The 24016-nt window shown below is 71.6% G+C and carries 25 protein-coding genes; 21 read left to right on the top strand and 4 right to left on the bottom strand.

All coding sequences use genetic code 11. The annotated features are described in order from the left end of the window. Positions 1–161: 161 nt before the first annotated feature. From ftsH to QSK37_RS40145, 10 genes are all read left to right on the top strand, one after another. Positions 162–2171: an ATP-dependent zinc metalloprotease FtsH gene (ftsH, locus tag QSK37_RS40100; protein WP_285578271.1), complete on the top strand. Its 2010-nt coding sequence runs from the start codon at positions 162–164 to the stop codon at positions 2169–2171. Then, the gene (gene folE / locus QSK37_RS40105; RefSeq protein WP_285578272.1) at positions 2168–2764 is read left to right on the top strand and encodes a GTP cyclohydrolase I FolE; all 597 of its coding nucleotides are present in this window, start codon (positions 2168–2170) and stop codon (positions 2762–2764) included. Before ftsH ends, folE begins: the two co-directional genes overlap by 4 nt. 169 nt (positions 2765–2933) lie before the next feature. Next, positions 2934–4691 (top strand): phosphatidylglycerol lysyltransferase domain-containing protein, encoded by a 1758-nt coding sequence (locus QSK37_RS40110; protein WP_285631795.1) that lies wholly within the window; start codon positions 2934–2936, stop codon positions 4689–4691. A 31-nt stretch (positions 4692–4722) separates the two neighbouring features. After that, positions 4723–5574 carry a dihydropteroate synthase gene (gene folP, locus QSK37_RS40115; protein WP_490246508.1) on the top strand — a complete coding sequence of 284 codons (852 nt, stop codon included), beginning with the start codon at positions 4723–4725 and terminating at the stop codon, positions 5572–5574. A gap of 13 nt (positions 5575–5587) precedes the next feature. After that, entirely contained in the window at positions 5588–6031 is a 444-nt protein-coding gene (locus QSK37_RS40120; RefSeq protein ID WP_285578273.1) for a nuclear transport factor 2 family protein, read from the top strand. Continuing rightward, a complete protein-coding gene (gene folB / locus QSK37_RS40125; protein ID WP_285578274.1) occupies positions 6021–6386 on the top strand; it encodes a dihydroneopterin aldolase in 366 nt (121 codons plus the stop codon). Before QSK37_RS40120 ends, folB begins: the two co-directional genes overlap by 11 nt. Then, on the top strand, positions 6383–6904 hold the full coding sequence (folK, locus tag QSK37_RS40130) for a 2-amino-4-hydroxy-6-hydroxymethyldihydropteridine diphosphokinase (protein WP_285631798.1): 522 nt from the start codon (positions 6383–6385) through the stop codon (positions 6902–6904). The genes folB and folK overlap by 4 nt, the downstream gene beginning before the upstream one ends. After that, a complete protein-coding gene (locus QSK37_RS40135) occupies positions 6901–7374 on the top strand; it encodes a DUF3180 domain-containing protein (protein WP_285631801.1) in 474 nt (157 codons plus the stop codon). The genes folK and QSK37_RS40135 overlap by 4 nt, the downstream gene beginning before the upstream one ends. Further along, entirely contained in the window at positions 7374–7712 is a 339-nt protein-coding gene (locus tag QSK37_RS40140; RefSeq protein ID WP_285578277.1) for an MmcQ/YjbR family DNA-binding protein, read from the top strand. Before QSK37_RS40135 ends, QSK37_RS40140 begins: the two co-directional genes overlap by 1 nt. Positions 7713–7791: 79 nt before the next feature. After that, on the top strand, positions 7792–8193 hold the full coding sequence (locus QSK37_RS40145; RefSeq protein ID WP_285631804.1) for an NUDIX hydrolase: 402 nt from the start codon (positions 7792–7794) through the stop codon (positions 8191–8193). Between the two features lie 17 nt (positions 8194–8210). On the opposite strand, the gene QSK37_RS40150 is transcribed toward QSK37_RS40145, so the two are convergent. Further along, positions 8211–9422, bottom strand: coding sequence for a serine hydrolase domain-containing protein (locus tag QSK37_RS40150; RefSeq protein ID WP_285631807.1), 1212 nt, complete (start codon positions 9420–9422; stop codon positions 8211–8213). 144 nt (positions 9423–9566) lie between these two features. Here QSK37_RS40150 and QSK37_RS40155 point away from each other — a divergent pair, with 144 nt between their 5' ends. Together QSK37_RS40155 and QSK37_RS40160 are read left to right on the top strand one after the other, a co-directional pair. Then, positions 9567–10721 carry a sensor histidine kinase gene (locus QSK37_RS40155; RefSeq protein ID WP_285631810.1) on the top strand — a complete coding sequence of 385 codons (1155 nt, stop codon included), beginning with the start codon at positions 9567–9569 and terminating at the stop codon, positions 10719–10721. Beyond that, positions 10718–11377 (top strand): response regulator, encoded by a 660-nt coding sequence (locus QSK37_RS40160; protein ID WP_285631813.1) that lies wholly within the window; start codon positions 10718–10720, stop codon positions 11375–11377. Before QSK37_RS40155 ends, QSK37_RS40160 begins: the two co-directional genes overlap by 4 nt. Here QSK37_RS40160 and QSK37_RS40165 read toward each other — a convergent pair whose 3' ends face one another. Next, the gene (locus QSK37_RS40165; protein ID WP_285631816.1) at positions 11378–12046 is read right to left on the bottom strand and encodes an NAD(P)-dependent oxidoreductase; all 669 of its coding nucleotides are present in this window, start codon (positions 12044–12046) and stop codon (positions 11378–11380) included. A gap of 115 nt (positions 12047–12161) precedes the next feature. On the opposite strand from QSK37_RS40165, the gene QSK37_RS40170 reads away from it, so the two are divergent. After that, the gene (locus tag QSK37_RS40170) at positions 12162–12524 is read left to right on the top strand and encodes a winged helix-turn-helix transcriptional regulator (RefSeq protein ID WP_285631819.1); all 363 of its coding nucleotides are present in this window, start codon (positions 12162–12164) and stop codon (positions 12522–12524) included. A gap of 5 nt (positions 12525–12529) precedes the next feature. Here the strand turns inward: QSK37_RS40170 and QSK37_RS40175 are convergent, their stop codons facing one another. Continuing rightward, complete coding sequence (locus tag QSK37_RS40175; RefSeq protein ID WP_285578285.1) at positions 12530–13684, bottom strand: NADH-quinone oxidoreductase subunit D; 1155 nt, start codon at positions 13682–13684, stop codon at positions 12530–12532. A 65-nt stretch (positions 13685–13749) separates the two neighbouring features. On the opposite strand from QSK37_RS40175, the gene QSK37_RS40180 reads away from it, so the two are divergent. The 3 genes from QSK37_RS40180 to QSK37_RS40190 all read left to right on the top strand — a co-directional run bounded on the left by QSK37_RS40180 (position 13750) and on the right by QSK37_RS40190 (position 17031). Further along, the gene (locus QSK37_RS40180) at positions 13750–14412 is read left to right on the top strand and encodes a PH domain-containing protein (protein WP_285631822.1); all 663 of its coding nucleotides are present in this window, start codon (positions 13750–13752) and stop codon (positions 14410–14412) included. Positions 14413–14567: 155 nt separating this feature from the next. Beyond that, positions 14568–15851, top strand: a complete 1284-nt coding sequence (locus tag QSK37_RS40185) for a PH domain-containing protein (protein ID WP_285578287.1) — start codon at positions 14568–14570, stop codon at positions 15849–15851. Position 15852: 1 nt separating this feature from the next. Continuing rightward, positions 15853–17031 (top strand): cytochrome P450, encoded by a 1179-nt coding sequence (locus QSK37_RS40190; RefSeq protein ID WP_285631825.1) that lies wholly within the window; start codon positions 15853–15855, stop codon positions 17029–17031. On the opposite strand, the gene QSK37_RS40195 is transcribed toward QSK37_RS40190, so the two are convergent. Next, positions 16991–18019 (bottom strand): SAM-dependent methyltransferase, encoded by a 1029-nt coding sequence (locus QSK37_RS40195; protein ID WP_349498028.1) that lies wholly within the window; start codon positions 18017–18019, stop codon positions 16991–16993. The two genes, QSK37_RS40190 and QSK37_RS40195, sit on opposite strands and share 41 nt — an antisense overlap. A 90-nt stretch (positions 18020–18109) precedes the next feature. Here QSK37_RS40195 and QSK37_RS40200 point away from each other — a divergent pair, with 90 nt between their 5' ends. From QSK37_RS40200 to QSK37_RS40220, 5 genes are all read left to right on the top strand, one after another. Continuing rightward, a complete protein-coding gene (locus tag QSK37_RS40200; RefSeq protein WP_285631828.1) occupies positions 18110–19348 on the top strand; it encodes a sensor histidine kinase in 1239 nt (412 codons plus the stop codon). A gap of 39 nt (positions 19349–19387) precedes the next feature. Further along, positions 19388–20050 (top strand): response regulator, encoded by a 663-nt coding sequence (locus tag QSK37_RS40205; protein WP_285631831.1) that lies wholly within the window; start codon positions 19388–19390, stop codon positions 20048–20050. Positions 20051–20180: 130 nt separating this feature from the next. Further along, a complete protein-coding gene (locus QSK37_RS40210) occupies positions 20181–20447 on the top strand; it encodes a chaplin family protein (protein ID WP_285631834.1) in 267 nt (88 codons plus the stop codon). A gap of 178 nt (positions 20448–20625) precedes the next feature. Then, positions 20626–21372 (top strand): ABC transporter ATP-binding protein, encoded by a 747-nt coding sequence (locus QSK37_RS40215; protein ID WP_285631836.1) that lies wholly within the window; start codon positions 20626–20628, stop codon positions 21370–21372. A 1-nt stretch (position 21373) separates the two neighbouring features. Continuing rightward, the gene (locus QSK37_RS40220; protein WP_285631839.1) at positions 21374–23878 is read left to right on the top strand and encodes an ABC transporter permease; all 2505 of its coding nucleotides are present in this window, start codon (positions 21374–21376) and stop codon (positions 23876–23878) included. Positions 23879–24016: the final 138 nt, after the last annotated feature.

The following is a 24016-nucleotide window of genomic DNA, read 5'->3' on the forward strand; positions in this document are numbered from 1 at the left end:
GCTGGACGTCGTGCTGCGGTCTTCCGCGACACCGGTGTACCTTCGTTATCTCGGGCTCCTTGCGGGCCGTACTCAGGAAGACCGCCTCGGCGGGCGTTCGCGCGACGAGGTCTGATGACGCTGGTCAGGAGGGACGGGCCCCACCACGGGGTTCCGCATAAATGGATCTGAAGCGCTACTTTCGCGGGCCGTTGCTCTGGATCTTGGCCTTCGGGGCGCTCGTACTCCTCGTCATGTACGGGATCAATCCCGGAGGCTCGTACGAGAAGGCCGACACCTCGAGGGTCGTGCAGGCCATCCAGCACAACGAGGTGACCTCCGCCCAGATCATTGACAAGGATCAGCGGATCGAGGTCAAGCTCAAGAGCGGCAAGCAGCTCCAGGCGTCGTGGGTCGACGGCCAGGGTGCCCAGCTCGCCAACCTGCTGCAGCAGAAGACCGACGCCGGGCAGCTCAAGAGCTACACGGTCTCGGTGCCCAAACAGAACGTCTTCTTGAGCCTGTTGTTCAGCTTCCTGCCGATCGTCGTCGTCGTGCTGATCTTCCTGTTCATCATGAACCAGATGCAGGGCGGCGGCTCGCGAGTGATGAACTTCGGCAAGTCGCGAGCCAAGCTGGTGACCAAGGACACGCCGAAGACCACGTTCGCCGACGTGGCCGGGGCCGACGAGGCCATCGAGGAGCTGCAGGAGATCAAGGAGTTCCTGCAGAACCCGGCCAAGTTCCAGGCCATCGGCGCCAAGATCCCCAAGGGTGTGCTGCTGTACGGCTCACCCGGCACCGGTAAGACGCTGCTGGCCCGCGCCGTCGCCGGTGAGGCGGGCGTGCCGTTCTACTCGATCTCCGGTTCGGACTTCGTCGAGATGTTCGTCGGTGTCGGCGCGTCCCGGGTCCGTGACCTGTTCGAGCAGGCCAAGGCCAACGCCCCCTCGATCATCTTCGTGGATGAGATCGACGCGGTCGGCCGTCACCGCGGCGCCGGCCTCGGCGGTGGTCACGACGAGCGCGAGCAGACGCTCAACCAGCTGCTGGTCGAGATGGACGGCTTCGACGTCAAGGGCGGCGTGATCCTGATCGCGGCGACCAACCGGCCCGACATCCTCGACCCGGCGCTGCTGCGTCCGGGCCGCTTCGACCGGCAGATCGTCATCGACCGGCCCGACCTCGAGGGCCGCAAGGGCATCCTGCGGGTCCACGGCCGCGGCAAGCCGTTCGCGCCCGACGTCGAGCTCGACACGATCGCGCGGCGCACCCCCGGCTTCACCGGTGCCGACCTGGCCAACGTCATCAACGAGGCGGCTCTGCTCACGGCCCGCATGGACCGCAAGCAGATCGACATGAACACCCTCGAAGAGGCGATCGACCGGGTCATGGCGGGTCCGGAGCGCAAGAGCCGGGTCATGTCCGACCAGGAGAAGAAGACCATCGCCTACCACGAGGGCGGTCACGCCCTGGTGGCGCACGCCCTGCCGAACGCCGACCCGGTGCACAAGATCACGATCTTGTCCCGCGGCCAGGCGCTGGGCTACACGATGACGCTTCCGATGGAGGACAAGTTCCTGGCGAGCCGCTCGGAGATGCTCGACCAGCTCGCCATGCTGCTCGGCGGCCGTACGGCCGAGGAGCTCGTCTTCCACGAGCCCACGACCGGTGCCGCGAACGACATCGAGAAGGCGACCTCGATCGCCCGCAAGATGATCACCGAGTACGGCATGAGCGAGCGTCTCGGCGCCCGCAAGTTCGGCGAGGGCAACGGCGAGCCGTTCCTGGGCCGGGAGATGTCGCACAGCCGTGACTACTCCGAGGAGATCGCCTCCGCGATCGACGACGAGGTCCGGCGTCTGATCGAGTCCGCCCACGACATCGCGTGGGAGATCCTCGTTCAGTACCGCGACGTCCTCGACGACCTCGTGCTCCAGCTCATGGACAAGGAGACCCTGTCCAAGAACCAGGTGCTGGAGATCTTCGCTCCGGTGGAGAAGCGGCCGGCCGCCCCGTCCTACAGCGGCTACGGCAAGCGGCTGCCGTCGGACCGTCCGCCCGTGCTGACGCCCAAGGAGCTCGCGCTCATGGGCCCGAAGGACGTCAAGGACCTGACGCAGGGCAACGGCAGCGGCACGGCGCACTCGGTCGACCGCGAAGAGCAGGACGACCGCGAAGGCCCGGCGTGACCTCAGCTCCAGAGCCGCACGGGCCGCCGGTCGACCAGGCCCGGATCGAGAAGGCGGTCCGCGAGATCCTCATCGCGGTCGGGGAGGACCCCGACCGCGATGGTCTCGTGGACACGCCCGCTCGTGTCGCCCGTGCCTACGCGGAGCAGTTCGCGGGCATGCGCCAGCGGCCCGAGGACGTCCTCAACACGGTGTTCGACGCCGATCACGACGAGATGGTGATCGTCAAGGACATCGAGGTCTACAGCGTGTGCGAGCACCACCTGGTGCCGTTCCACGGCGTCGCGCACGTCGGTTACACCCCCAACGACAAGGGCCAGATCACCGGCCTGTCGAAGCTGGCCCGGCTCGTCGACGTCTACGCCCGCCGCCCGCAGGTGCAGGAGCGGATGACCTCCCAGATCGCCGACGCCCTCATGGACGTCCTCCAGCCCCGGGGGGTGATCGTCGTCGTGGAGGCCGAGCATCTGTGCATGACCATGCGCGGCGTACGCAAACCCGGCGCCAAGACGCTGACCTCGGCCGTGCGCGGTGACTTCCGCGACGAGCCGAGCACCCGCGCCGAGGCGATGAGCCTCATCCTCGGCCGCTGACCCACGCGGCGGCCGAACCAACGTCGCCGACTCGGCGTCGTACCAAGAGTCCGCGGTGTTACCGTGACACGGGGACGAGCCGCCGTGGGATATGCGGTACAACCCGAAATCGGGAATACGGATTCACACGCGGCGAGTGCCCGGCTGACTACGCTGTGGGGCCGTGATGGTGGAGTCGAAGCGTGAGACGTCAGGGCGTCCGGAGAACGACGTCCAGGAGCGTCGCCGTCAGCGCCGATGGGTTCCGGCGCTGGCCGGCTGGCTGACCTTTCTCGTCGGACTGCACGACGTCCTCGGGGCCCTCATGCCGGAGTGGCACCGCCGGATGGTCCGCGTCGACGAGTTCGTTCCCGGGTCGGTCAACAACGCCGCCCGCACCGCGACGCTCATCGCCGGCCTGCTGTTCCTGCTGCTGTCCCACGGCCTGCGCCGCCGCAAGCGCCGGGCCTGGCGCGCGGTGGTCGTCCTGCTCGCCTTCACGGTGTTCTCCCACATCGTCAAGGACTTCGCGATCTCCGCGCTCGTCGCCGCGGCCGTGCTCGCGGCCCTGATCTACTTCCGCGGCGAGTTCTACGCGACCGGCGATCCCCGCACCCGCTGGCGCGCGCTGTGGGTCGGGCTGTTCCTCGCCGCGTTCAGCGTCGCGCTCGGGCTCCTGTTCATCACCTTGAACTCCCGCGGCCTGGATCATCACTACTCATTCGGCGAGCGGCTGGAACACGTGGCCGCGGGCCTGGTGGGCGCCACCGGGCCGGTGACGTTCGTCTCCGACCGCAAGAACGACCTGTTCAGCCTGATCCTCGGCTCGCTCGGCCTGTTCACCGGCCTGGTCACGGCCTTCCTGTTCCTGCGCCCGGCCGAGCCGGCGCCGTCGCTGTCGGCCGACGACGAGGAACGCATCCGCGGGCTGCTCGGCCGCCACGGGGCCCGTGACTCGCTGGGATACTTCTCGCTCCGCCGCGACAAGAGCGTGATCTGGTCGCCGACCGGCAAGGCCTGCGTGACCTACCGGGTGGTCTCGGGCGTGATGCTGGCGGGCGGCGACCCGATCGGCGACCCGGAGGCATGGCCCGGGGCGATCCAGGCGTTCCTGGAGGAGGCCGCGGCGCACGCCTGGGCGCCCGCGGTCATGGGGTGCAGCGAGCTCGGCGCGGAGATCTGGTGCCGTGAGTCGGGCCTGTCGGCGCTGGAGCTCGGCGACGAGGCGATCGTGGACGCGGCCGAGTTCTCCCTCGACGGCCGTACGATGCGCAACGTCCGGCAGATGGTCAACCGGGTGGGCCGCCAGGGGTACGTCGCGGAGATCCGCCGGGAGAAGGACTACGCGCCCGAGGAGCTGCGGGCCCTGTGGGAGCGGGCCGGCGCCTGGCGCGGCACCGACAACGAGCGGGGCTTCTCGATGGCGCTCGGCCGGGTCGGCGAGCCTGGCGACGAGGAGTGCGTGTTCGCCACGGCCACCAAGGACGGCGAACTCCACGCCATCCTGCACTTCGTCCCCTGGGGCACCGACGGCCTCTCCCTCGACCTGATGCGCCGCGACCGTTCCGCGCAGCCGGGCCTGAACGACTTCCTCATCGTCGAGGCGCTCAAGGCGGCGCCCGATCTGGGGGTCAAGCGCGTGTCCCTCAACTTCGCGGTCTTCCGCGCCGCCCTGGCCCGCGGCGAGCGCATCGGCGCCGGCCCGGTGCTGAAGGCCTGGCGCGGGCTGCTGGTGTTCCTGTCCCGCTGGTTCCAGATCGAGTCGCTGTACAAGTTCAACGCCAAGTTCCAGCCGGTCTGGCAGCCCCGGTTCTTCGTCTACCCGAGCCTGAACGACGCCCCGAGGATCGCCCTGGCGGCCCTGGAGGCCGAGGCGTTCATCGCCTGGCCCCGGCTGCGCCTCCCCGGCCTGAAGCGCCCTCCGCGTCGCGCCCTGCCCGCGCCCTGACGGGGACCACATCCGCACTAGGCTGACCGGTATGACCACGAGCATCGCCGGCCTTCCCGCCCCTGGGCGCTGTCTCGTCATGGGCGTGGTCAACGTCACCCCCGACTCCTTCTCCGACGGCGGTGCCTGGTTCGACCACGACGCGGCGATCCGGCATGGCCTGGACCTGGTCCGGGAGGGCGCCGACATCGTCGACGTCGGCGGCGAGTCCACCCGGCCCGGCGCGCAGCGCGTGTCCCTGCAGGAGGAGCTGCGCCGTATCATCCCGGTGATCGAGGCCCTCGCCGCCGAGGACGTGCCGGTCAGCGTCGACACCATGCGGGCCGAGGTGGCCGAGGTGGCGGTCGCGTCCGGGGCGCGGCTCGTCAACGACGTCAGCGGCGGTCTCGCCGATCCCGCCATGCCGCGGGTGGTGGCCAAGGCCGGCGTGCCGTACGTCGTGATGCACTGGCGCGGGCACAGTCACGACATGGACACCCGCGCCGTCTACAAGGACGTGGTCCGCGAGGTGACCGACGAGCTGCGCGCCCGCATCACCGCGATCGTCCATGAGGGCGTCGATCCCGCCCAGCTGATCGTCGACCCCGGTCTCGGCTTCGCCAAGCGCCCCGAGGACAACCACAACTGGTCGCTCCTGGCGCACCTCGACGCGCTCCTGGAACTCGGGCATCCGGTGCTGGTGGCCGCGTCGCGCAAGCGGTTCCTCGGCCGGCTGCTCGCCGCGCCGGACGGCACGTACCGGCCGTTCGCCGAGTCCGACGACGCGACCGTGGCGATCACCGCGCTGGCCGCCGCGGCCGGTGCCTGGTGCGTCCGCGTGCACAACGTACGGGCCAACGCCGACGCCGTACGCGCCGCGGCCGCGTGGGAGGCCGCCCGGTGACCGAGGAGGGATGGTGACGGAGATCGACGTGAGCGCCGTGGAGGCGGTCAACGCCGAGTTCTACGCCGCCTTCGAGTCCGCCGACCTGGACCGCATGGGTCTGGTGTGGGCGGATGGGCCGCACGCCGAAGACGTGGTCTGCGTGCACCCGGGCTGGCCGCCGCTGCGCGGCCGGGGCACGGTGTTGCGCTCCTGGGCCTTGATCATGGCGAACACCCCGTACATCCAGTTCGTGCTCACCGACATGCAGGTGCGGATCTCCGGCGACCAGGCGGTGGTGACCTGCTCGGAGAACATCATCACGGCGGTCGAGGAGTCGGCGGACTCGCTGACGACCGGGGGAAGCATGGTGACCACCAATGTGTTCATCCGTACGGATGAGGGATGGCGGATGTGGCTCCACCACGGCTCGCCCGTGCTGAACCGGGAAGAGGAAGACGACGAGGATGGGCACTGACCGGATCGTCCTGAGCGGGCTGCGCGCTCGTGGCCGCCACGGCGTCCTGCCGGCCGAACGCGAGCTCGGCCAGGAGTTCGTGATCGACGTGACGCTGGGGCTCGACGTGCGACCCGCGGCGGCGGAAGATGATCTCCTGCGTACCGTCGACTACGGCGCGCTGGCCGACCGGTTGGTGGCCGTGGTCGAGGGTGAGCCGGTCAACCTGATCGAGACGCTCGCCGAACGCCTGGCGGCAGTGTGCCTCGGCTCGCCGCAGGTCGAGGAAGTGGAGGTCACCGTGCACAAGCCGAGTGCCCCCATGCCGCACCCCTTCACCGACGTTGCCGTGACGATTCATCGGAGCCGCCCATGACGACATCCACGGAGAAGCGCCATACCGTACTCTCCCTGGGCAGCAACCTCGGCGACCGGCTCGACAATCTCCAGGAGGCGATCGACGCGCTGTTCGACGCGCCCGGTCTGGACTTCATCGGGTTGTCGCCGGTCTATGAGACCAAGCCCGTCGGCGGCCCCGAACAGGGCGACTTCCTCAATGTCGTGATCGTGGCGAACAGCGGGGTCTCGCCGAAGTCGCTGCTCGAACGCGTGCTGGCGATCGAGGAGTCGATGGCCCGTACGCGCGAGGTTCGCTGGGGGCCGCGCACGCTCGACATCGACATCGTCATGATGGGGGACGTGACCTCCGACGATCCGGACCTGCTGCTGCCACATCCGAGGGCGCGCGAGCGCGCGTTCGTGCTGCGGCCGTGGTGCGACCTCGAACCCGACGCGACGCTGCCCGGCCAGGGGCGCGTGACCGACCTGCTGCCGGCCGTGGCCGACCAGGAGCTCCGGCGCCGCGACGACCTCTCCCTCCAGCCGCCCGCGTGAAGCCGACCCGAATCCCCGTCCTCGCCCTCACGCTGGTCGTGGTGGCGGCCGTGACCTGGGTGATCGTACGTTTCCTGTACCTCTCGCTGCCGCTGCTGCCCTGGACGATGGTGCCGTCGCTGCTGCTCCTCGCCCTCGGCGAGCTCTACACCGCCCTGGTCACCCGGGCCCGCATCCAGCGGAAACCGGGCACCAAGCCGATCGAGCCGCTGGTCGCCGCGCGGCTGGCGGCCCTGGGCAAGGCGAGCGCGTACGCCGCGGCCGTGTTGGCCGGGGTGTTCGGCGGCATGGCGATCTACCTGGCGTCCTCGCTGGAGAAGCCGTCGCCGCGGCGTGACTTCTACGTCAGCGGCGGCACGGCGCTGGCGGCGATCGCCCTGATCGTGGTCGCCCTCATCCTCGAACACGCCTGCCGGGTGCCCAAGGGTCCCGAGGACGAGGACCAGCGCCGGTCCGCCTCGCGCCTCTGATGGCCTCCGGTGAGGCACTGCGAGCGATCGCGCTCGCCCTGCCGGAGGCGCACGAACGCGAGACGTGGGGGAACGCGACCTTCCGCGTACGGGAGAAGATCTTCGTCATCATGGCGGCCGACGGCACGAGCGCGAGTGTCAAGGCGACGAAGGACGAGCAGACGGCGCTGCTGGCCGAGGATCCGGAGACGTTCACTCACCCCGCGTACGTGGGCCGGCACGGCTGGGTCGGCGTGGACGTGGCCCGCGTCGGCGAGGAGCACCTGCGCGAACTCGTGACCGAGGCCTGGCGGCTGACCGCCCCGAAACGCGTGGTGCGAGCGTTCGACGGCGAGTAGCGGCCCCGGGCCCGGCCGTTCTCGCGGCCGGGCCGGTCATCGATGGGCCGTGCGGGCGAGACACGACAGGAGACGACGGTTGACCAAGATCATCGACAAGATCGCCTGGATCCACCTGGACGACGGGAGGATCCTCGGCACGCGGTCCCGCGGCAAGGACGTCCACTACCTGCCCGGCGGGAAACGCGAGCCCGGCGAGAGCGACCTGGAAACCCTCATCCGGGAGATCGATGAGGAACTCGCCGTCACCATCGTGCCCGCCACCGTCCGGCACCTGGGCACCTTCGAGGCCCAGGCGCACGGCCACACCGACGGCGTCACCGTCCGGATGACCTGCTACACCGCCGACCACCAGGGCACCCCCGTTCCCAGCAGCGAGATCGAGGAACTCATCTGGCTCACCTACGGCGACCGCGACCGCGTGTCGCCGGTCGACCAGATCATCTTCGACCACCTGCACCGGAGCGGCCGGCTCCGCTGAGCCGGCCGCCCGGTCGGTCAGTTTCCGGTGGCGAGGTCCGGATCGAGGACGGCGGCGGCGATCTTCTGGATGTAGGGGCTCTCCGAGCCGTCCTTGTCGCCCGTCGGGTTGAGCGAGTAGACGAGCACGCGGCCCAGGTCGCGGGTGGCGAACAGGCCGCTCGTGTAGCCCGGCCGGGATCCCGTTTTGCCCCAGGCGGTCAGGCCGTTCGGCATCGTCGTCCTCATCAGGCCGGCGCTGTAGCAGGCACGGCCCGCGTCCGGGCCGATCACGCAGTTGTCCGTGCCCAGGTACGGCACGTCCGGGACGGTGAACATCTCGTTAAGCTCCGAGGCGGGCACCAGGCGGCCCTGGAAGATCGCCGTGATGAACGTCCGCAGGTCGGTGCTGTCGCTGATCAGGCCGCCTTCCGCCCACGGGTACGGGCTCTGCTCCGAGACGTCGCGCAGCGTCGTCGTGCCGTCCTTGGTGACGGCGACGTACCCGTGAGCGTGCGGGCCGGGCAGACGCGGGTCGTGACGGTCCAGGACGTAGGTGTCGCGCAGGTTCAGCGGCTCGATGACGCGCCGTCGCACCTCGTGGGCGTACGTACGACCGGTCAGGCGTTCGACGAGCAGGCCGGCGACGAAGTAGTTCGTGCCGTTGTAGTCCTGCTTCGTGCCGGGTGCGAACTTCATCGGATGGCTCACCGCGTTCGCGACGATCTGCCGGGGCGTCCAGCTCTGGAAGCGGTGGTCGGCGAACCACTCGGCGTCGCCCTCACCCAGGTCGCCGTCGGGCAGGCCGCTGGTGTGGTTCAGCAGCTGCCGCACGGTGATCGCCGGGAACGACGCGGGGAGAAGGCCGGGCAGGTAGTGCTGTACGGACTGGTCGAGGTCCAGCTCGTCCTCGGCGGCGAGCTGCAGAAGCACCACCGCGGTGAACACCTTCGAGATGCTGCCGATGCGGAAGTTCCCGTCGCCCTGGACGGTTCGGTTCGTGACGACGTCCCGTACGCCCGAGGTGCCGCTCCACTGGCCGGCGGGGCCGGTCACGTTGATGAGCGCGCCGGTCACGGTGGCGTTCGGCAGACCGGAGATCGCCGCTCGCAGAAGAGCCGGGTCGAGCGGCGGCAGCGCGGTCGCGGACCGGTGAACGGGGGCGGAGACCGAGGCCGAGGCCGGAGCCGAGGCGACGGCGGGGGCCGTGAGGGCGAGAAAGGCGCCGATGGCGGCCAGATGTCTTCTCATTCGGCTCATCGTCGGGCCCGGCGCGGCCCCGGTGGATCGCCGAGCACACCGATCTTTCGGCCTCCCCCGTACGACGGATGAGCCGGCCGCGGATCCGTCACACGGGCGACGCGTCCCCCGCTCACCTTGGCGGATACTGAGGCCGTGCGCCTCCCCCCGATCCGGCCGCGTGTCGCCGCGCCCTACCTCGCCGACACCGTGGTCGCGCTGATGGTGCTCGCGGTGCTCTACGCGCCGTTCGTGCTCCCGCGGGTCAACCAGCCCGGTCCGTTCTCGGTCTGGGCGTGGGTCTTCACCGCCGGTACGGCGCTGCCGCTGATCTGGCGCCGCCGGTTCCCCCTGGCCTGCCTGTTGGTGATCTTCGTCGCGCTGTTCTGCTACAACCAGGTCCGGCACGCGGCCAGCGAGCCGATCGCCTGGGGCATGCTGGTGGCCGCCTACTCCATCGCCTGGGGCGGCCGCCGGGTCCGGGAGACGGTCGTGCTGCTCGTGATCGGCGCCGTCGCGATCGCGTTCGCCCACAGCCTGACGACCAGTGTCATCGGCGTGCTCACCACGACCGGCGCGTACGTGCTGGGGCTGCTGGCGCGGCACCGGGAGATCCGCCTGCAGGCGCTCGCGCACCGGGCGGGGGAGATGGAGCGCGAACGCGAGCTCGACCTGGCGCGCGCGGCGACCGCCGAACGGGCCCGGATCGCCCGCGACATGCACGACATCCTCGCCCACGCCGTCAGCATCATGGTCGTGCAGGCCGAGGCGGGGCCGGTCGTCGTGCGGGCGAACCCCGACCGCGCCGAACAGGCCTTCGACGCGATCGCCGAGGCGGGCCGCGACGCGATGGTGCAGCTTCGCCGCATGCTCGGGGTGCTGAAGGAGGAGCACGACACGGGCAGCCGGGCGCCACAGCCCACCGTGGCCGGTGTGCCCGTCCTGGTCGAGCAGGTCGACGGCACCCCCGGCCTCCGGGTCGGTCTGCGGGTGGCGGGCGAGGTACGGCCGCTCCCCGCCGACGCCGAGGTCGCGGCGTACCGGATCGTCCAGGAGGCTCTCACCAACACGGTCAAGCACGCGGGTGCGAGCCGGGTGACCGTGAGCCTGGACTGGAGCGACACCGGCCTGGAGGTCACCGTCTCGGACAACGGCGACGGCGGCGGCAAGACCGCCGGCGCGGGCCACGGCCTGATCGGCATCCGCGAGCGTGCCGCCGCCTGCGGCGGCACGGCCGAGGCCGGCCCGGTGCGCGGCGGCTACCGGGTGACCGCGACACTGCCGTACGCGCGAGTGGGAGCGCCGGTATGAGCATTCGTGTCGTCATCGCCGACGATCAGGAACTGGTGCGCAGCGGGTTCGCGATGATCCTCGACGCGCAGCCCGACATCGAGGTGGTCGCCGAGGCGGGCGACGGCGCCGGGGCGCTCGCCGCCGTTCGTGCGCACCGCCCCGACGTCGCCCTGCTCGACATCCGGATGCCGGGCATGGACGGCATCGAGGCGGCCCGTGCGGTGTGCGCGCGGACCGACTGCCGGGTGCTGATGCTGACAACGTTCGACCAGGACGACTACGTGTACGACGCGCTGTACGGCGGGGCGAGCGGCTTCCTGCTGAAGGACGTGCGCCGCGACGACCTCGTGCACGCGGTCCGCGTCGTCGCGGCGGGCGAGTCCCTGCTGGCGCCCACGGTCACCCGCCGGCTGATCTCCGACCTGACCGCCCGCCGGCCCCGGCCGTACACCGGCTCGGTGGGCCTGGACGCCCTCACCGCGCGCGAGCGGGAGACGCTGAAGCTGCTGGGCCGCGGCCTGTCCAACGCCGAGATCGCGGTCGCCATGGTGGTCAGCGAGCACACGGTGAAGACCCACGTCAGCAACGTGCTCGCCAAGCTCGGCCTGCGCGACCGGGTCCAAGCCGTGATCGCGGCGTACGAGTCCGGCCTGATCAGTCCCGGCGCCTCCTGATCATCGGCCGGCGACCGAGACGCGGGTGCGGTGATGCCGGGGCGTCTCGATCTCGTCGACGATCGCCACGGCCAGGTCCGCGTAGGACAGGCGTGCCTCCGGCGGCGGTGTCGTCTCCCCGCCGACCGCGTACCGCCCGGTCCGTTCCGCCTCCTCCAGGCGGGCGGGAGGCGTGAGCATGAGCCAGTCGACCGCCGTCCCGGCCCGCTCCCGCAGGCGGTTCAGGCCCGCGGTGTGCGCGGCGGCGAACGGCCGGATCTCGGGCGGGAAGGCGGCCGGGTCGTCCATCACCGGGCGGCCCGAGGCGTCGATCAGGTTCGCGAACAGCCCGACCGCCACGAGGCGGTGCACGCCCGCCGCGGCCATGCCGTCCAGGAGGGCGTCGGCGGCCGTGACGAAGAACTCCGGGTCCAGATCGGCGAAGCCCTGCTCCGGGCCGCTGAAGGGGCTCACCGCGTGCACCACGGCGTCGTGCCCGCCGACGATCGCGGGGACCGTGCTCCGGTCCGTGACGTCGCCACGGACGACGCGCACCCCGTCCGCCTCCAGATCGCCGTACCGGGCCGGGTCGCGGACCACCGCGGTGACCCGATGCCCGCGTGCCCGTGCCTCCGCCGTGACGGCCCGCCCGGCCCGTCCGCCAGCCCCATAGACCACGATGCCGGTCATCTCGCTCCCTCCCGGCGCACGTCTCTCGCGCGCCGGACAGGGACGGTATTCATCGGAAACCGGTTACTTCAACGGAACCGGCGCCGTGCCGCTCCGTGCGGTTAACCTCGTGCGCATGGCCGAGTCCGTGGCGCCGCCGGAGTTCGATCCCCGATGCCCGTCCAGCGACATGCCGGTCCAGATCGGTGGCAAGTGGACGGGCATGGTGGTGCGCTGCCTCCAGAGCGGCCCACGGCGGTTCACCGAGCTGAGGGAGCCCCTGCGCGGCGTCACGCCGAAGGTGCTCACCGAGACCCTGCGGGCGATGGAGCGCGACGGCCTGGTCACCCGCACCGTCCACGACGAGAACCCGCCACGGGTGGAGTACGCCCTGACCCCGCTGGGACGCAGCCTGGTGCCGCTCATCGACGCCGCGCGGGCCTGGAGCGAGGAACACCTGCCCGACCTGCTGCGCGCCCGCGAGACGTACGAGCCGTAGCCGGGCTACTTGTCGATGTCGCCGACCACGAAGAACATCGAGCCCAGGATGGCGATCATGTCGGCCACCAGGTTGCCGGGCAGCATCTCGGTCAGCACCTGGATGTTGTTGAACGAGGCCGAGCGGAGCTTGAGCCGCCACGGCGTCTTCTCACCGTGGGAGACCAGGTAGTAGCCGTTGATGCCGAGGGGGTTCTCGGTCCAGGCGTAGGTGTGACCCTCCGGGACCTTCAGCACCTTCGGCAGGCGCTGGTTGATCGGGCCCGGCGGCAGCGCCGCCAGGCGTTCGACGCAGGCGTCGGCCAGGTCCAGCGAGACGTGCACCTGGTCGAGCAGGCACTCGAACCGGGCCAGGCAGTCGCCCTCGCTCCGCACCGGGACGCGCAGCACGTCGGCCAGCTCCCCGTACGCGAGGTACGGCTCGTCGCGCCGCAGGTCGAAGTCGACGCCCGCCGCCCGCGCGATCGGCCCGGACACGCCGAACTGCTCGACCTGCTCGCGGGTCAGCACGCCCACGCCGCGCGTGCGGGCGCGGAAGATCTCGTTGTCCATGATGAGCCGGTCGATCTGGCCGACCCCGCGGCGTACGGCGGCGACGGCCTCGCTCACCCGGCCCAGCCAGCCCGCCGGCAGGTCCTCCTTCAGCCCGCCGACGCGGTTGAACATGTAGTGCATGCGGCCGCCGGAGATCTCCTCCATGACGTGCTGCAGCTGCTCCCGCTCGGTGAAGGCGTAGAACATCGGCGTGATCGCGCCGATCTCCAGCGGATAGGAGCCGAGGAACATCAGGTGGTTCAGCACGCGGTTGAGCTCGGCCAGCAGAGTGCGGGCCCAGACCGCGCGGACCGGCACCTCCATGCCGAGCATCCGCTCGACCGCGATGACGACGCCCAGCTCGCTCGCGAACGCCGACAGCCAGTCGTGCCGGTTGGCCAGCACGATGATCTGGCGGTAGTCGCGGACCTCGAACAGCTTCTCCGCGCCGCGGTGCATGTACCCGATGATCGGCTCCGCCGCGCCGATGCGCTCGCCGTCGAGCGTGATGCGCAGGCGGAGAACGCCATGGGTCGACGGATGCTGCGGACCGATGTTGAGCGTCATGTCCTCGGTCGCGAGGTCCTTGACCCCCGACCCGACGCCCACAATGCGCTCGGTGCTCACAACGCCCATCGTGCCATGCCCAGGGTGTCGCGGAACGCGGGCCGGTTGAGGTTGACTTGGCTTCGATGAACGAGAGCCAGCCGCCCGCACGCGAGCCGCGGGACATGCCGCCCGGCAGTCCGCAGATTCTGCCGCACGTGGGCGTGCCCGCGCCGCCGTTCGTGTCACCCCCGTCGCCCCCGTCCCCGGCGCCGCCCGGGCCGCCGGGTCCGTCGCCGGTGCCGATCGGCGGCCGGGCCGAGCAGGCCTTCGACCCGCCGGCCGGCATGGTGTGGGCCCGTGTGTCGCCCCGGCTGACCTGGCACCGGCGCATCGCCGTGCTGCTGTGGGCGCTGCCCGTCACGATCGTCGGCGCGTTCGTCCTCGCCCGCACGACCGGCCTCTTCGGCGGCCTGATCTGGCTCGCGGTGATCGTGGTCGCGTGCGGGATGGGCTGGATCGTGGCCGAGCTGGTCTACCGCTCCTGGGGGTTCGCCGAGCGGGCCGACGACCTGCTCGTCACGCACGGCTTCTTCGTCAAGCACCTCGTCGTCGTGCCGTACGGCCGGATGCAGTACGTGGACGTGACGGCCGGGCTGCTGGAGCAGTGGCTGGGCGTGGCGACCGTGCGGCTGCACACCGCCGCGGCGGCCACCGACGCCCGGATCCCCGGCCTGCCCGCCCGTGACGCCGCCGTGCTGCGCGACCGGCTCGCCCAGAAGGGTGAATCGAGGTCGATCGGGCTTTGAACGCCGGACCCCCGGGCTACGGGCCGTACGGCCCACCCTTCTTCAGACCGCCACCGGGCCCGCCGTACGGGCCGGTCCCGTATGGCCCGGTTCCGTACGGGCCGCCGCCGCCTCCGCCGCCGGTGCACTTCTCGCGCGGCGTGCACCGCCTCCACGTGTCCACCGCGGTGATCAGCGCGCTGTCCGTCCTGGTGATCGTGTTCGTGCTCGGGGGCTACACGCTGCTGCTCGGCCAGACCGCCGACGGCGTCGAGGTGATCCTCACGCCGCGGTCGATCGCGCGGTTCCTGCTCATCATGATGCCGGTGGCGGCGGTCGCGGCGATCATCGGCTTCTGGACCTGGTGGTCGCTGAAGTTCCACATCTCCGGCGACGACCTGGTGGTCGAGACCGGCATCGTCCGCCGCCGCAACCGCCGGGTTCCGCTGTCGCGCATCCAGGCGGTCGACGTCGTGCGCCCGCTCGTCACGCGCGTGTTCGGGCTCGCCGAGGTCCGCGTGGAGCTGGCCGGCGGCGACCAGGCCGAGACGCGGTTCCGCTACCTCGGCCGGTCGATGGCCGAGCAGCTGCGCGCCGAGCTGCTGGCGCGCGCCGCCGGGCTGCCCGGCCACACGCCCGAGGCGCCCGAGCAGCCGTACTGGCGGGTGTTCTTCGGCCCGCTGCTCGGCTCCCAGCTGCTCAAGCTCCCGGTCATCGGCGGCCTGGCGCTGCTGGTGGCGCTGCTGGCGTTCGGCGTGGTCTTCCGCGAGCTGGGCGTGCTCGCCGCGGCGCTGCCGGTGCTGCTCGGCCTGGCACGCGGCGTGGTCGCGCCGCTGGTCATGCACACGGGGTTCAAGGCCGCGCTGTCACCGGACGGGCTGCGCCTGCGGTACGGGCTGATGGAGACGCGGATGCAGACCGTGCCGCCGGGCCGGGTGCAGGCGGTGCGCGTGGTCGAGCCGTTGCTGTGGCGCGGTTTCGGCTGGGCGCGGCTCGACGTCACCGTCGCCGGGTACGTCGGCGACCGCCAGGTGCTGTCCTCGGTGCTGCTGCCCGTCGCGCCGCGCCGGGTCGCCTTCCACCTCGTCGGCCTGGTCTTCCCCGGCACCAACGCGGAGGCCGTGCGGCTGCTGCCCGCGCCGCGGTCGTGGCTGCGCTCGCCGTTCGGCCGGAGCGCGGCCGGCACCGACGACGCCGTCTTCGTCACCCAGCGAGGCCGGCTGTGCCGGCGGCTCGACGTCATCCCCCACGCGCGGGCGCAGAGCGTACGCATGACGTCGGGGCCGCTCCAGCGGCTGCTGGGCCTGGGCACCGTCCACGTCGACGCGCCGCCCGGCCCGGTCCAGGTGGCCGCCGAGAATCGCGAGCTGGGCGAGGCCCGGGCGATCGTGGAGTCCGCCGCCGGACGGGCGCACCGAGCGCGCGCCACCGACCAGCGCACCGACCGATGGGCGACCTGACATGAGGTACGACCCGTGGTCTCCCGAGTTCGTGGCCGACCCGTACCCGGTCTATGAGGTGCTGCGGCGCGAGCGGCCGGTCTTCTTCGACGAGCCGACCGGCCAGTGGGTGGTCTCCCGCCACGCGGACGTGAGCGCGCTGCTGCGCGACCGCCGCCTCGGCCGGTCGTACCTGCACGTCGCGACCCACGAGGAGTTCGGGCGGCCACCGGAGCCGGAGTTCCTCGCGCCGTTCTGGAACCTCATCCGCGCGGGGATGCTCGACGTCGAGCCGCCCGACCACACCCGGCTGCGGCGTCTCGTGTCCAAGGCGTTCACTCCCCGGATGGTCGAGGGGCTGCGCCCGCGCGTCCGCGAGCTCGCCGAGGGCCTGGTCCGCGGGCTCGTCGACCGCGGCGGAGGCGACCTGCTCGCCGACGTGGCCGAGCCGCTGCCGGTGACGGTGATCGCCGAGATGCTCGGCATCCCCGAGAGCGACCGGCACCTGCTCCGTCCCTGGTCGGCCGACATCTGCGGCATGTACGAGCTGAACCCCGCCGAGGAGACGCAGCACACGGCGGTACGCGCGGCGGTGGAGTTCTCCGACTACCTGCGCGGCCTCGCCCGGCGTCCGCGCGGCGACGACCTGATCGGCGCGCTGGCCGCCGTCGACGGGCTGACCGAGGACGAGCTGGTCGGCACCTGCGTGCTGCTGCTCAACGCCGGCCACGAGGCGACCGTCAACGCCACGGGCAACGCCTGGTGGGCCCTGTTCCGCGACCCGGGCGAGCTCGCCCGGCTGCGCGCCGACCACGACCTGATCCCGACCGCGGTCGAAGAGCTGCTGCGCTACGACACACCGGCGCCGATGTTCGAGCGGTGGGCGCTGGAGGACGTCGAGGTGGCCGGGGTGCACGTGCCACGCGGCGCGGAGGTGGCGCTGCAGTTCGCCTCCGCCAACCGCGACCCGGACGTCTTCGCGAACCCCGACTCGCTGGACCTGTCGCGCGCCCCGAACCCGCACATCGGCTTCGGCGCGGGCATCCACTTCTGCCTGGGCGCACCACTGGCCCGCATCGAGCTGGCCGAGTCGATGGCCGCCCTCCTACGCGCGGCCCCGGACCTGCGTCCGACAGCCGAACCCACGTGGAAGCCGGGCTTCATCCTGCGCGGCCTGGAGTCGCTTCCCGTCGTCGTGTAGCGGCCAGCGCGCGGGGCACCTCGACGCCGACCGCCTGGACCAGCCAGCCGAACCCGCCCAGGCCCTCGCGGTCGATCAGTTCGGCGTCCTCGCCCGCCGCGCGCAGGGCATGGAGGTAGCCGCGCGGGTCGGTGTGGGCCAGGTCCAGCGGCGGCCGGACGCCGTGCAGGCCCAGGGCGCGCAGCGCGGCGCGCTGGGTGGTGAGCAGCGTCGCCGTGGCGCCGGCGTGCTCGCCCGCGTCGGCGCACGCGTCGAGCGCGACGTGCGCGGTGATGTCGCATGACCCGTCGGGCACGGGGGAGACGCATCGGCCGTCGCGGTAGCCCGTGAGCGTGCCGTACGTCGGGCGCCGGCCGCGCTCGTGGGCGTAGTCGATGGCCAGGGCCACCCCGGCCCGCAGGCGTTCGATCACCGCCGCCCACGCGGCGCAGCGGTGCCGGCCGATCTCCGCGCGGTCGCCGGGCTCGCGCAGCGGCCACCAGCGCTCCAGCCAGGCGGCGTCCTCGGGCGAGGGCGCCGGGCCCGGAACCTCGGCGCCCGTGCCGGGGTCGACCACGACGAGCCGTGGCCCGTCGCCGGTGAGTTCGACGACGTCGAGCGGTACGTTGTCGAGCCACTCGTTGGCGATGACGAGGCCGGTGACGGTGTCCGGCAGCCGGTCGCGCCACTCGATCGCCGGGCTCAGCCCGGCGGGGCGCGGGGCGACCTCCACGGCGATCGGCCGTAGCCGCCCGTCCAGTGCGGCCGCCGCGTGGATCTCGGCGAGCAGCTCGCCGGAGCCGGCGCCCACGTCGACGAGGTCGAACCGCGCGGGCCGGCCCAGCGCGTCGTCGATGTCGGTGACCAGCCGGGCGATCGCGTGCGCGAAGCGCCGTGAGGCGTGCACCGAGGTGCGGAAGTGGGCCGCGGGCCGTTCGCCGCGGGTGTAGAAGCCGTCCGCCCCGTACAGGGCGCGCTCCATCGCCGTCCGCCATCCGACCTGACTCACATCTTGACCGTATCGCGTGCTCCCCAGGTCGTACGCCGCTCCGACCTGGGACTGACGCGCGTCGAACCGGAGGCTAAATACGCTTGGGCGATGGTCCCCCGACTGTTCGCCTGGCTGAGGCAGCACCAGCGGTTCGTCGACACCCTGTTGATGTTGCCGTTCCTGGCGCTCGCGGTGCTCGTGCGGAGCCGGTGGATCGCGACGACACCGGACGGCATCACCCGATCGATCCCGTTCCTCGGCAACCTCGCGCTCGCCGTCGCGATGTGCCTGCCGCTGGTCTGGCGCCGCCGGTGGCCACGGGCGGTGTTCGCGGTGATCGCCGCGGTGGCGTTCGTCCAGTGGCTGGTCGGCGTCAACATCTCCACGTGCGACTTCCCGCTACTCGTCGCGATGTACACCGTCGCGGCGCAGTGCGCCTTCCGGTGGGCGCTCGCCACGTTGCTGGTCAACTTCCTGGGCTTCGTCCTGGCGATCGGGAAGCTGGTCGGCCAGCCCATTCCCCAGGATTCGTGGCGGGCGTTGATCCCCGATTCCGTCGGCCTGTCGGCGATCTGGCTGTGCGGCCTGTACATCAGCACGCGGCGCAAGTACACCCTCAGCCTCGAGGAGCGCGCCCGCCGGCTCGAACGCGAACGCGACGCGCAGGCCGAGGTGGCCGCCGCGGCCGAGCGCGCGCGGATCGCCCGCGAGATGCACGACGTCATCGCGCACAGCATCAGCGTGATGGTGATCCAGGCGGACGGCGCCTCGTACGCGATCGACACCGACACGGCGCGCGCCAAGCGGGCGATGCGGGCGGTGGGCGACACGGGACGGTCGGCGCTCACCGAGATGCGCCGGATGCTGGGCGTCCTGCGCGAGGGCGACGGCCAGGCCGCTCTCGCGCCGCAGCCCGGCGTCGACGAGCTCCCGGACCTGGTGGAGCAGATCCGTTCCACCGGGCTGCCGGTCGAGCTGACGATCGGCGGGGCGAAGGTCCCGCTGCCCGGCGGCATGGAGCTGGCCATCTTCCGGATCGCGCAGGAGGCCCTCACCAACGTCATGAAACACGCGGGTCCTTCGGCCACCGCGAAGGTCGAACTGCACTACGGTGACGGAGCGGTCGAACTACGCATCCGCGACGACGGACGCGGCGTGACGTTCTCGGACGGGCGCGGCCACGGCCTGGTGAGCATGCGTGAGCGGGTCGCGGTCTACGGAGGAGAGGTGACCACCGCACCGGCGCGGGGCGGCGGCTTCGAGGTCGTCGCGCGGATGCCGGTGCGTGAGTCGTCGGCGAGACAGGAGGTCGGTGCCCGTGAGCGAGCGGAGCGAGCGAACCGATGAGCACGCATCTGTGGTCGCTCTCCCGACGAAGGAGGGCTCGTGATTCGAGTGCTGCTGGTCGATGACCAGGAGCTCGTCCGTACCGGGTTCCGTATGGTGCTCGACGCGCAGCCCGAGATCGAGGTCGCCGGCGAGGCGTCCGACGGACGGCAGGCGCTGGAGGTGCTGCGCTCGACGTCGGCGGACGTGGTGCTGATGGACGTGCGCATGCCGCGCATGGACGGCATCGAGGCGACCCGGCAGATCTGCTCGCGCCCCGACTGCCCCAAAGTGATCATCCTGACCACGTTCGACCTGGACGAGTACGCTTTCTCGGCGCTCAAGGCGGGCGCGGCCGGGTTCCTGCTCAAGGACGCCGGGCCCGAGCAGCTCATCGAGGCGATCCGCGCGGTCAGCTCCGGTGACGCCGTGGTCGCGCCGAGCACCACGCGCCGGCTCATCGACCGGTTCGTGGAGCACATCCCCGACAAGGACGGCACCACCGACGCGGCCCTGGAGTCGCTCACGGCGCGTGAGGCCGAGGTCCTCAAGCTCGTCGCGCGCGGCATGTCCAACGGCGAGATCGCCGGGACGCTGTACGTCTCGGAGGCGACCGTGAAGACGCATGTCGGGCGCATTCTCAACAAGCTGGACCTGCGGGACCGGGTGCAGGCCGTGGTCTTCGCATATGAGACGGGCCTCATCAAAAGCGGTCAGAGCTAGTCACGAAGCGTAACGATTACATCACGCGCCCGGCCGTTCCATTGCCATTGGCTGAGAGTCCCTGGATAACTACCGTACGTATCGGCCACGTCACAGGTGGTCGCGAATCTCCATGTACGGGAGGATTCACGTGCTCAAGAAGCTCACCGCGGCCGGAGTGGTCGCGGCCGCCGTGTCCGGCGCCCTCGTGTTCACCTCGCCGGCCAACGCCGGCATCAACAACACCAGTGGAGACGGCAGCATCCTGGGCGGCAACCAGGTCAACGTGCCCATCTCCATCCCGGTGAACGTCTGCGGCAACGCCATCGCGGTCATCGGCGGCGCACGCGCCGGATGCCGCGGCGGCGCCGCGGTCGGGTACGGGGCGCACCACCACGGCTACCACTGGGACTCCTGACGTAGCCGTCGCATCCGCCGAGACCCCCGCGCGAACGATCGCGCGGGGGTCTCGTACGTCTCAGGTCGCATCCCGGATCAACGTGCGGGCCGACATGACGATGGCCGCGAGGGCGATGGCAGCGGGCCCTCCCGTCCCTAGCTTTGATCACGTTCCGCTCATGACTTAGGAGTCACCCGTGATCAGCACCGCTGTCAATGCCCCGCCGGCCGTCGTCGCCACCGATGTGACCAAGGTGTACGGCTCCGGAGACGCCGCCGTCCACGCCCTGCGCGGGATCCGGGTGGCGTTCGCCCGGGGCGCCTTCACCGCGATCATGGGGCCGTCGGGCTCCGGCAAGTCCACCCTCATGCACTGCCTGGCCGGGCTGGACACGGTCGACCAGGGCTCGGTCCGCCTCGGCGACGTGGAGATCACCGGTATGTCGGACCGGCAGCTCACCCGGTTGCGCCGTGAACGCCTCGGCTTCGTGTTCCAGTCCTTCAACCTGCTGCCGTCGCTCACGGCCGAGCAGAACATCCTGCTGCCCCTCGAACTCGCCGGCCGGCAGCCCGACCGCGCCTGGATGGACCACGTCATTTCCGCGGTCGGCCTGCGCGACCGGCTCTCGCACCGGCCGAGCGAGCTGTCCGGCGGCCAGCAGCAGCGCGTCGCCTGCGCCCGCGCCCTGCTGCACCGCCCCGAGGTGATCTTCGCCGACGAGCCGACCGGCAACCTCGACTCCCGCTCCGGCACCGAGGTGCTCGGCTTCCTGCGCACGTCGGTCCGCGAGATGGGCCAGACCATCGTCATGGTCACCCACGACCCGGTCGCGGCCTCGTTCGCCGACCGCGTGGTGTTCCTGCGCGACGGGCTGATCCGGGCCGAGCTCGCCCAGCCGACGCCGGAGACCGTCCTGGACGCGCTGAAGCAGCTGGAGGCCTGAGATGTTGAAGACCACTCTGGCCGGGCTCCGCGCCCACCTGCTGCGGCTGGTGCTCACCGCGCTGGCCATCACGCTCGGCGTCGGGTTCGTCTCCGGCACGTTCGTGCTCACCGACACGATGCGAACCGGTTTCGACCAGCAGTTCACCGCCTCCGCCGACAAGGTCTCGGTCGCCGTCCTGGCCAAGCAGGGCTCGGACGACAGCGGCCTGCCGCCCGCGCTGCTGTCCCGCCTGCGGAGCGTGCCCGGTGTCCAGGACGCCCAGGGCCTCGTCCGCGGCACGGCCCCGCTCGTCGGCAAGGACGGCAAGGTCTACGGGGACAACGGCACGGCGGGCGTGTCCCTGTCCACGGGCGCCCTCCAGCGCTACACCCTGAAGGCCGGCCGGGCGCCGTCCGGGCCGGACACGGCCGTACTGGACACCAGCACCGCCCGGCGCACCGGCTACAAGGTGGGCGACACCGTCTCGGTGCTCGACAAGCAGGGGCACCCGCACTCGTTCACCGTCTCGGGGCTGGCCGACTTCGGGATCGACCAGGAGATCGGCTACCGCGGCGCGGTCGGCTTCACCGCCGCGACCGCCACCGCGATGACCGGCGAGCGCGGCTACACCGAGATCGACCTGAAGGCCGCGCCGGGCACCACGGACGCCCGGTTGCGCGACGCGGTGGCGCGGACCGCCGGCGGCGACTACGACGTGCTGACCAGCGCCCGGCTCGCCGACCGGATGGCCAAGTCCTCCGGCGTCTCGACCGGGAACCTGACGGTGTTCTTCCTGGCGTTCGCCATCGTCGCGCTGTTCGTCGCGGCGCTGGTCATCTACAACACGTTCAACATCCTGATCGCCCAGCGGACCCGCGAGATGGCGCTGCTGCGCTGCGTCGGCGCGACGCGGGGCCAGGTGTTCCGCGGGGTCCTCATCGAGGCGGCGATCGTCGGCCTGGTCGCCTCCGCGTTCGGCGTGCTCGTGGGCATCGGCCTGGGCGCCGGGGGTGCCACGCTGTTCGCCTCCGCCGACAACACCTCGTCCGGCTCATTGACCGTCTCGGTCACGCCGGTCGTCGTCGGGCTCGTCATCGGCCTGGTCGTCACGCTCGTCTCCGCGCTGCTGCCGGCCCGCGCCGCCACCCGCGTGCCGCCTGTGGCCGCGCTGCGCAGCCAGGTGGACGGCCCGGTCAAGGGCCGCGCGGGCGTCCTGCGCATGGTGTTCGGCGGGCTGCCGGCCGTCGCGGGCCTCGGGCTCATCGCCCTGGCGCTGCTGTCCAAGGCGGGCCAGGGGCCGTTCCTGATGGTGCTCGCCGGCGCGCTGCTCGTCTTCCTCGGCGTGATCGGGCTCAGCCCGTTCATCGTCCGCCGCCTCAGCCGCCTGGTCGGCTGGCTGCCCGCGCGGCTGCTGGGCGTGCCCGGCCGGCTCGCGCGGGACAACGCCGGCCGCAACCCCAAGCGCGCGGCGATCACCACCATCGCGCTCACCGTCGGCGTCACGCTGATGACGACGTTCTCGGTCGCACTGGCCTCGACGCAGGCGACCGCGACCGCCCAGCTCGCCGAGCAGTTCCCGGTCGACTACCAGCTCACCACGGCCGGCGGGCAGCTCATTCCCCGGCAGGCCGCCGCGACCCTGCGTACGAAGCCGCAGCTGGCCGACGTCATCGAGGTGCGCGAGTCGACGGACGCGCAGGTCGACGGGCGCGACGCGAGCGTCGGCACGGTCACGGGTCACGCGCTCGGCCGCTCGGTCAAGCCCAAGCTCGTCGCCGGCTCGATCACCGACCTGCGTCCGGGCACGGCCGCGCTGCACGAGGACACGGCCAAGCGCTTCGGCGTCGGCGTGGGCCGGCAGATCACCGTCACCGATGGCGGCCACCGGCTTCTCGTACGGGTGGCCGCGGTCTTCTCCGGCGAGGCCCAGATCCCGAACATCACGGTCAACGAGGCGGACTTCGACCGCACCTTCGGCGCCAAGGACGACTCCGAGATCTACGTCATGGCCAAGGACGGCGTGTCCGCCGACGCGTCCCGCCAGGTGATCAACGACGCCACCAAGGCGTACCCGATGGTCAAGGTGGGCAGCCTGGCGGACGTCAAGGCCCAGTTCACCAAGGCGTTCAACCAGCTGTTCCTGCTGGTGGGGGCCCTGCTCGGACTGGCGATCATCATCTCGCTGATCGGCATCGCCAACACCCTGACCCTCTCGGTGGTCGAGCGCACGCGTGAGTCGGCGCTCCTGCGGGCACTCGGCCTGACCCGGAGCGGGCTGCGGTGGATGCTGTCGCTGGAGGCCGTGATCATGGCGGTGATCGGGGCGCTGCTCGGCGTCGTCCTGGGCACCGGCTTCGGCTGGGCGGCGATCAGTGCGGTGGCCTCCGGGGCCGTCCTCGGCTTCCCGGCGGTGCGGGTCCTCGCGTTCGTCCTCGTCGCCGGGGTCGCGGGGCTGCTCGCCGCGGTCATACCGAGCCGCCGGGCGGCGCGGGCGTCCATCGTCGCCTCACTCGCCGCAGACTGAGGGGCCTGGTCCGCCCGGCGGCGTACGGAGACAATCTCCGTACGCCGCCGGTGCGCTCGGGGGAGCCTGCGCAGAAGGGGCATCACGCCGGCGTGGGTAGGCTGTGGCCGGACCGTCCGGTACCCGTGAAGGACTGGA

It is taken from the genome of Actinoallomurus iriomotensis (assembly GCF_030269445.1).
GTDB lineage: Bacteria > Actinomycetota > Actinomycetes > Streptosporangiales > Streptosporangiaceae > Actinoallomurus > Actinoallomurus iriomotensis.

What these genes read in the sequence shown, in the direction of transcription:
- folP (WP_490246508.1), top strand. Translation starts at nt 4,723, where the DNA reads ATGACCACGAGCATCGCCGGCCTTCCCGCCCCTGGGCGCTGTCTCGTC.
- QSK37_RS40140 (WP_285578277.1), top strand. Translation starts at nt 7,374, where the DNA reads ATGGCCTCCGGTGAGGCACTGCGAGCGATCGCGCTCGCCCTGCCGGAG.
- QSK37_RS40220 (WP_285631839.1), top strand. Translation starts at nt 21,374, where the DNA reads ATGTTGAAGACCACTCTGGCCGGGCTCCGCGCCCACCTGCTGCGGCTG.
- folK (WP_285631798.1), top strand. Translation starts at nt 6,383, where the DNA reads ATGACGACATCCACGGAGAAGCGCCATACCGTACTCTCCCTGGGCAGC.
- QSK37_RS40150 (WP_285631807.1), bottom strand. Translation starts at nt 9,422, where the DNA reads ATGAGAAGACATCTGGCCGCCATCGGCGCCTTTCTCGCCCTCACGGCC.
- QSK37_RS40180 (WP_285631822.1), top strand. Translation starts at nt 13,750, where the DNA reads ATGAACGAGAGCCAGCCGCCCGCACGCGAGCCGCGGGACATGCCGCCC.
- QSK37_RS40200 (WP_285631828.1), top strand. Translation starts at nt 18,110, where the DNA reads ATGGTCCCCCGACTGTTCGCCTGGCTGAGGCAGCACCAGCGGTTCGTC.
- QSK37_RS40190 (WP_285631825.1), top strand. Translation starts at nt 15,853, where the DNA reads ATGAGGTACGACCCGTGGTCTCCCGAGTTCGTGGCCGACCCGTACCCG.
- QSK37_RS40165 (WP_285631816.1), bottom strand. Translation starts at nt 12,046, where the DNA reads ATGACCGGCATCGTGGTCTATGGGGCTGGCGGACGGGCCGGGCGGGCC.
- QSK37_RS40170 (WP_285631819.1), top strand. Translation starts at nt 12,162, where the DNA reads ATGGCCGAGTCCGTGGCGCCGCCGGAGTTCGATCCCCGATGCCCGTCC.
- QSK37_RS40160 (WP_285631813.1), top strand. Translation starts at nt 10,718, where the DNA reads ATGAGCATTCGTGTCGTCATCGCCGACGATCAGGAACTGGTGCGCAGC.
- ftsH (WP_285578271.1), top strand. Translation starts at nt 162, where the DNA reads ATGGATCTGAAGCGCTACTTTCGCGGGCCGTTGCTCTGGATCTTGGCC.
- folB (WP_285578274.1), top strand. Translation starts at nt 6,021, where the DNA reads ATGGGCACTGACCGGATCGTCCTGAGCGGGCTGCGCGCTCGTGGCCGC.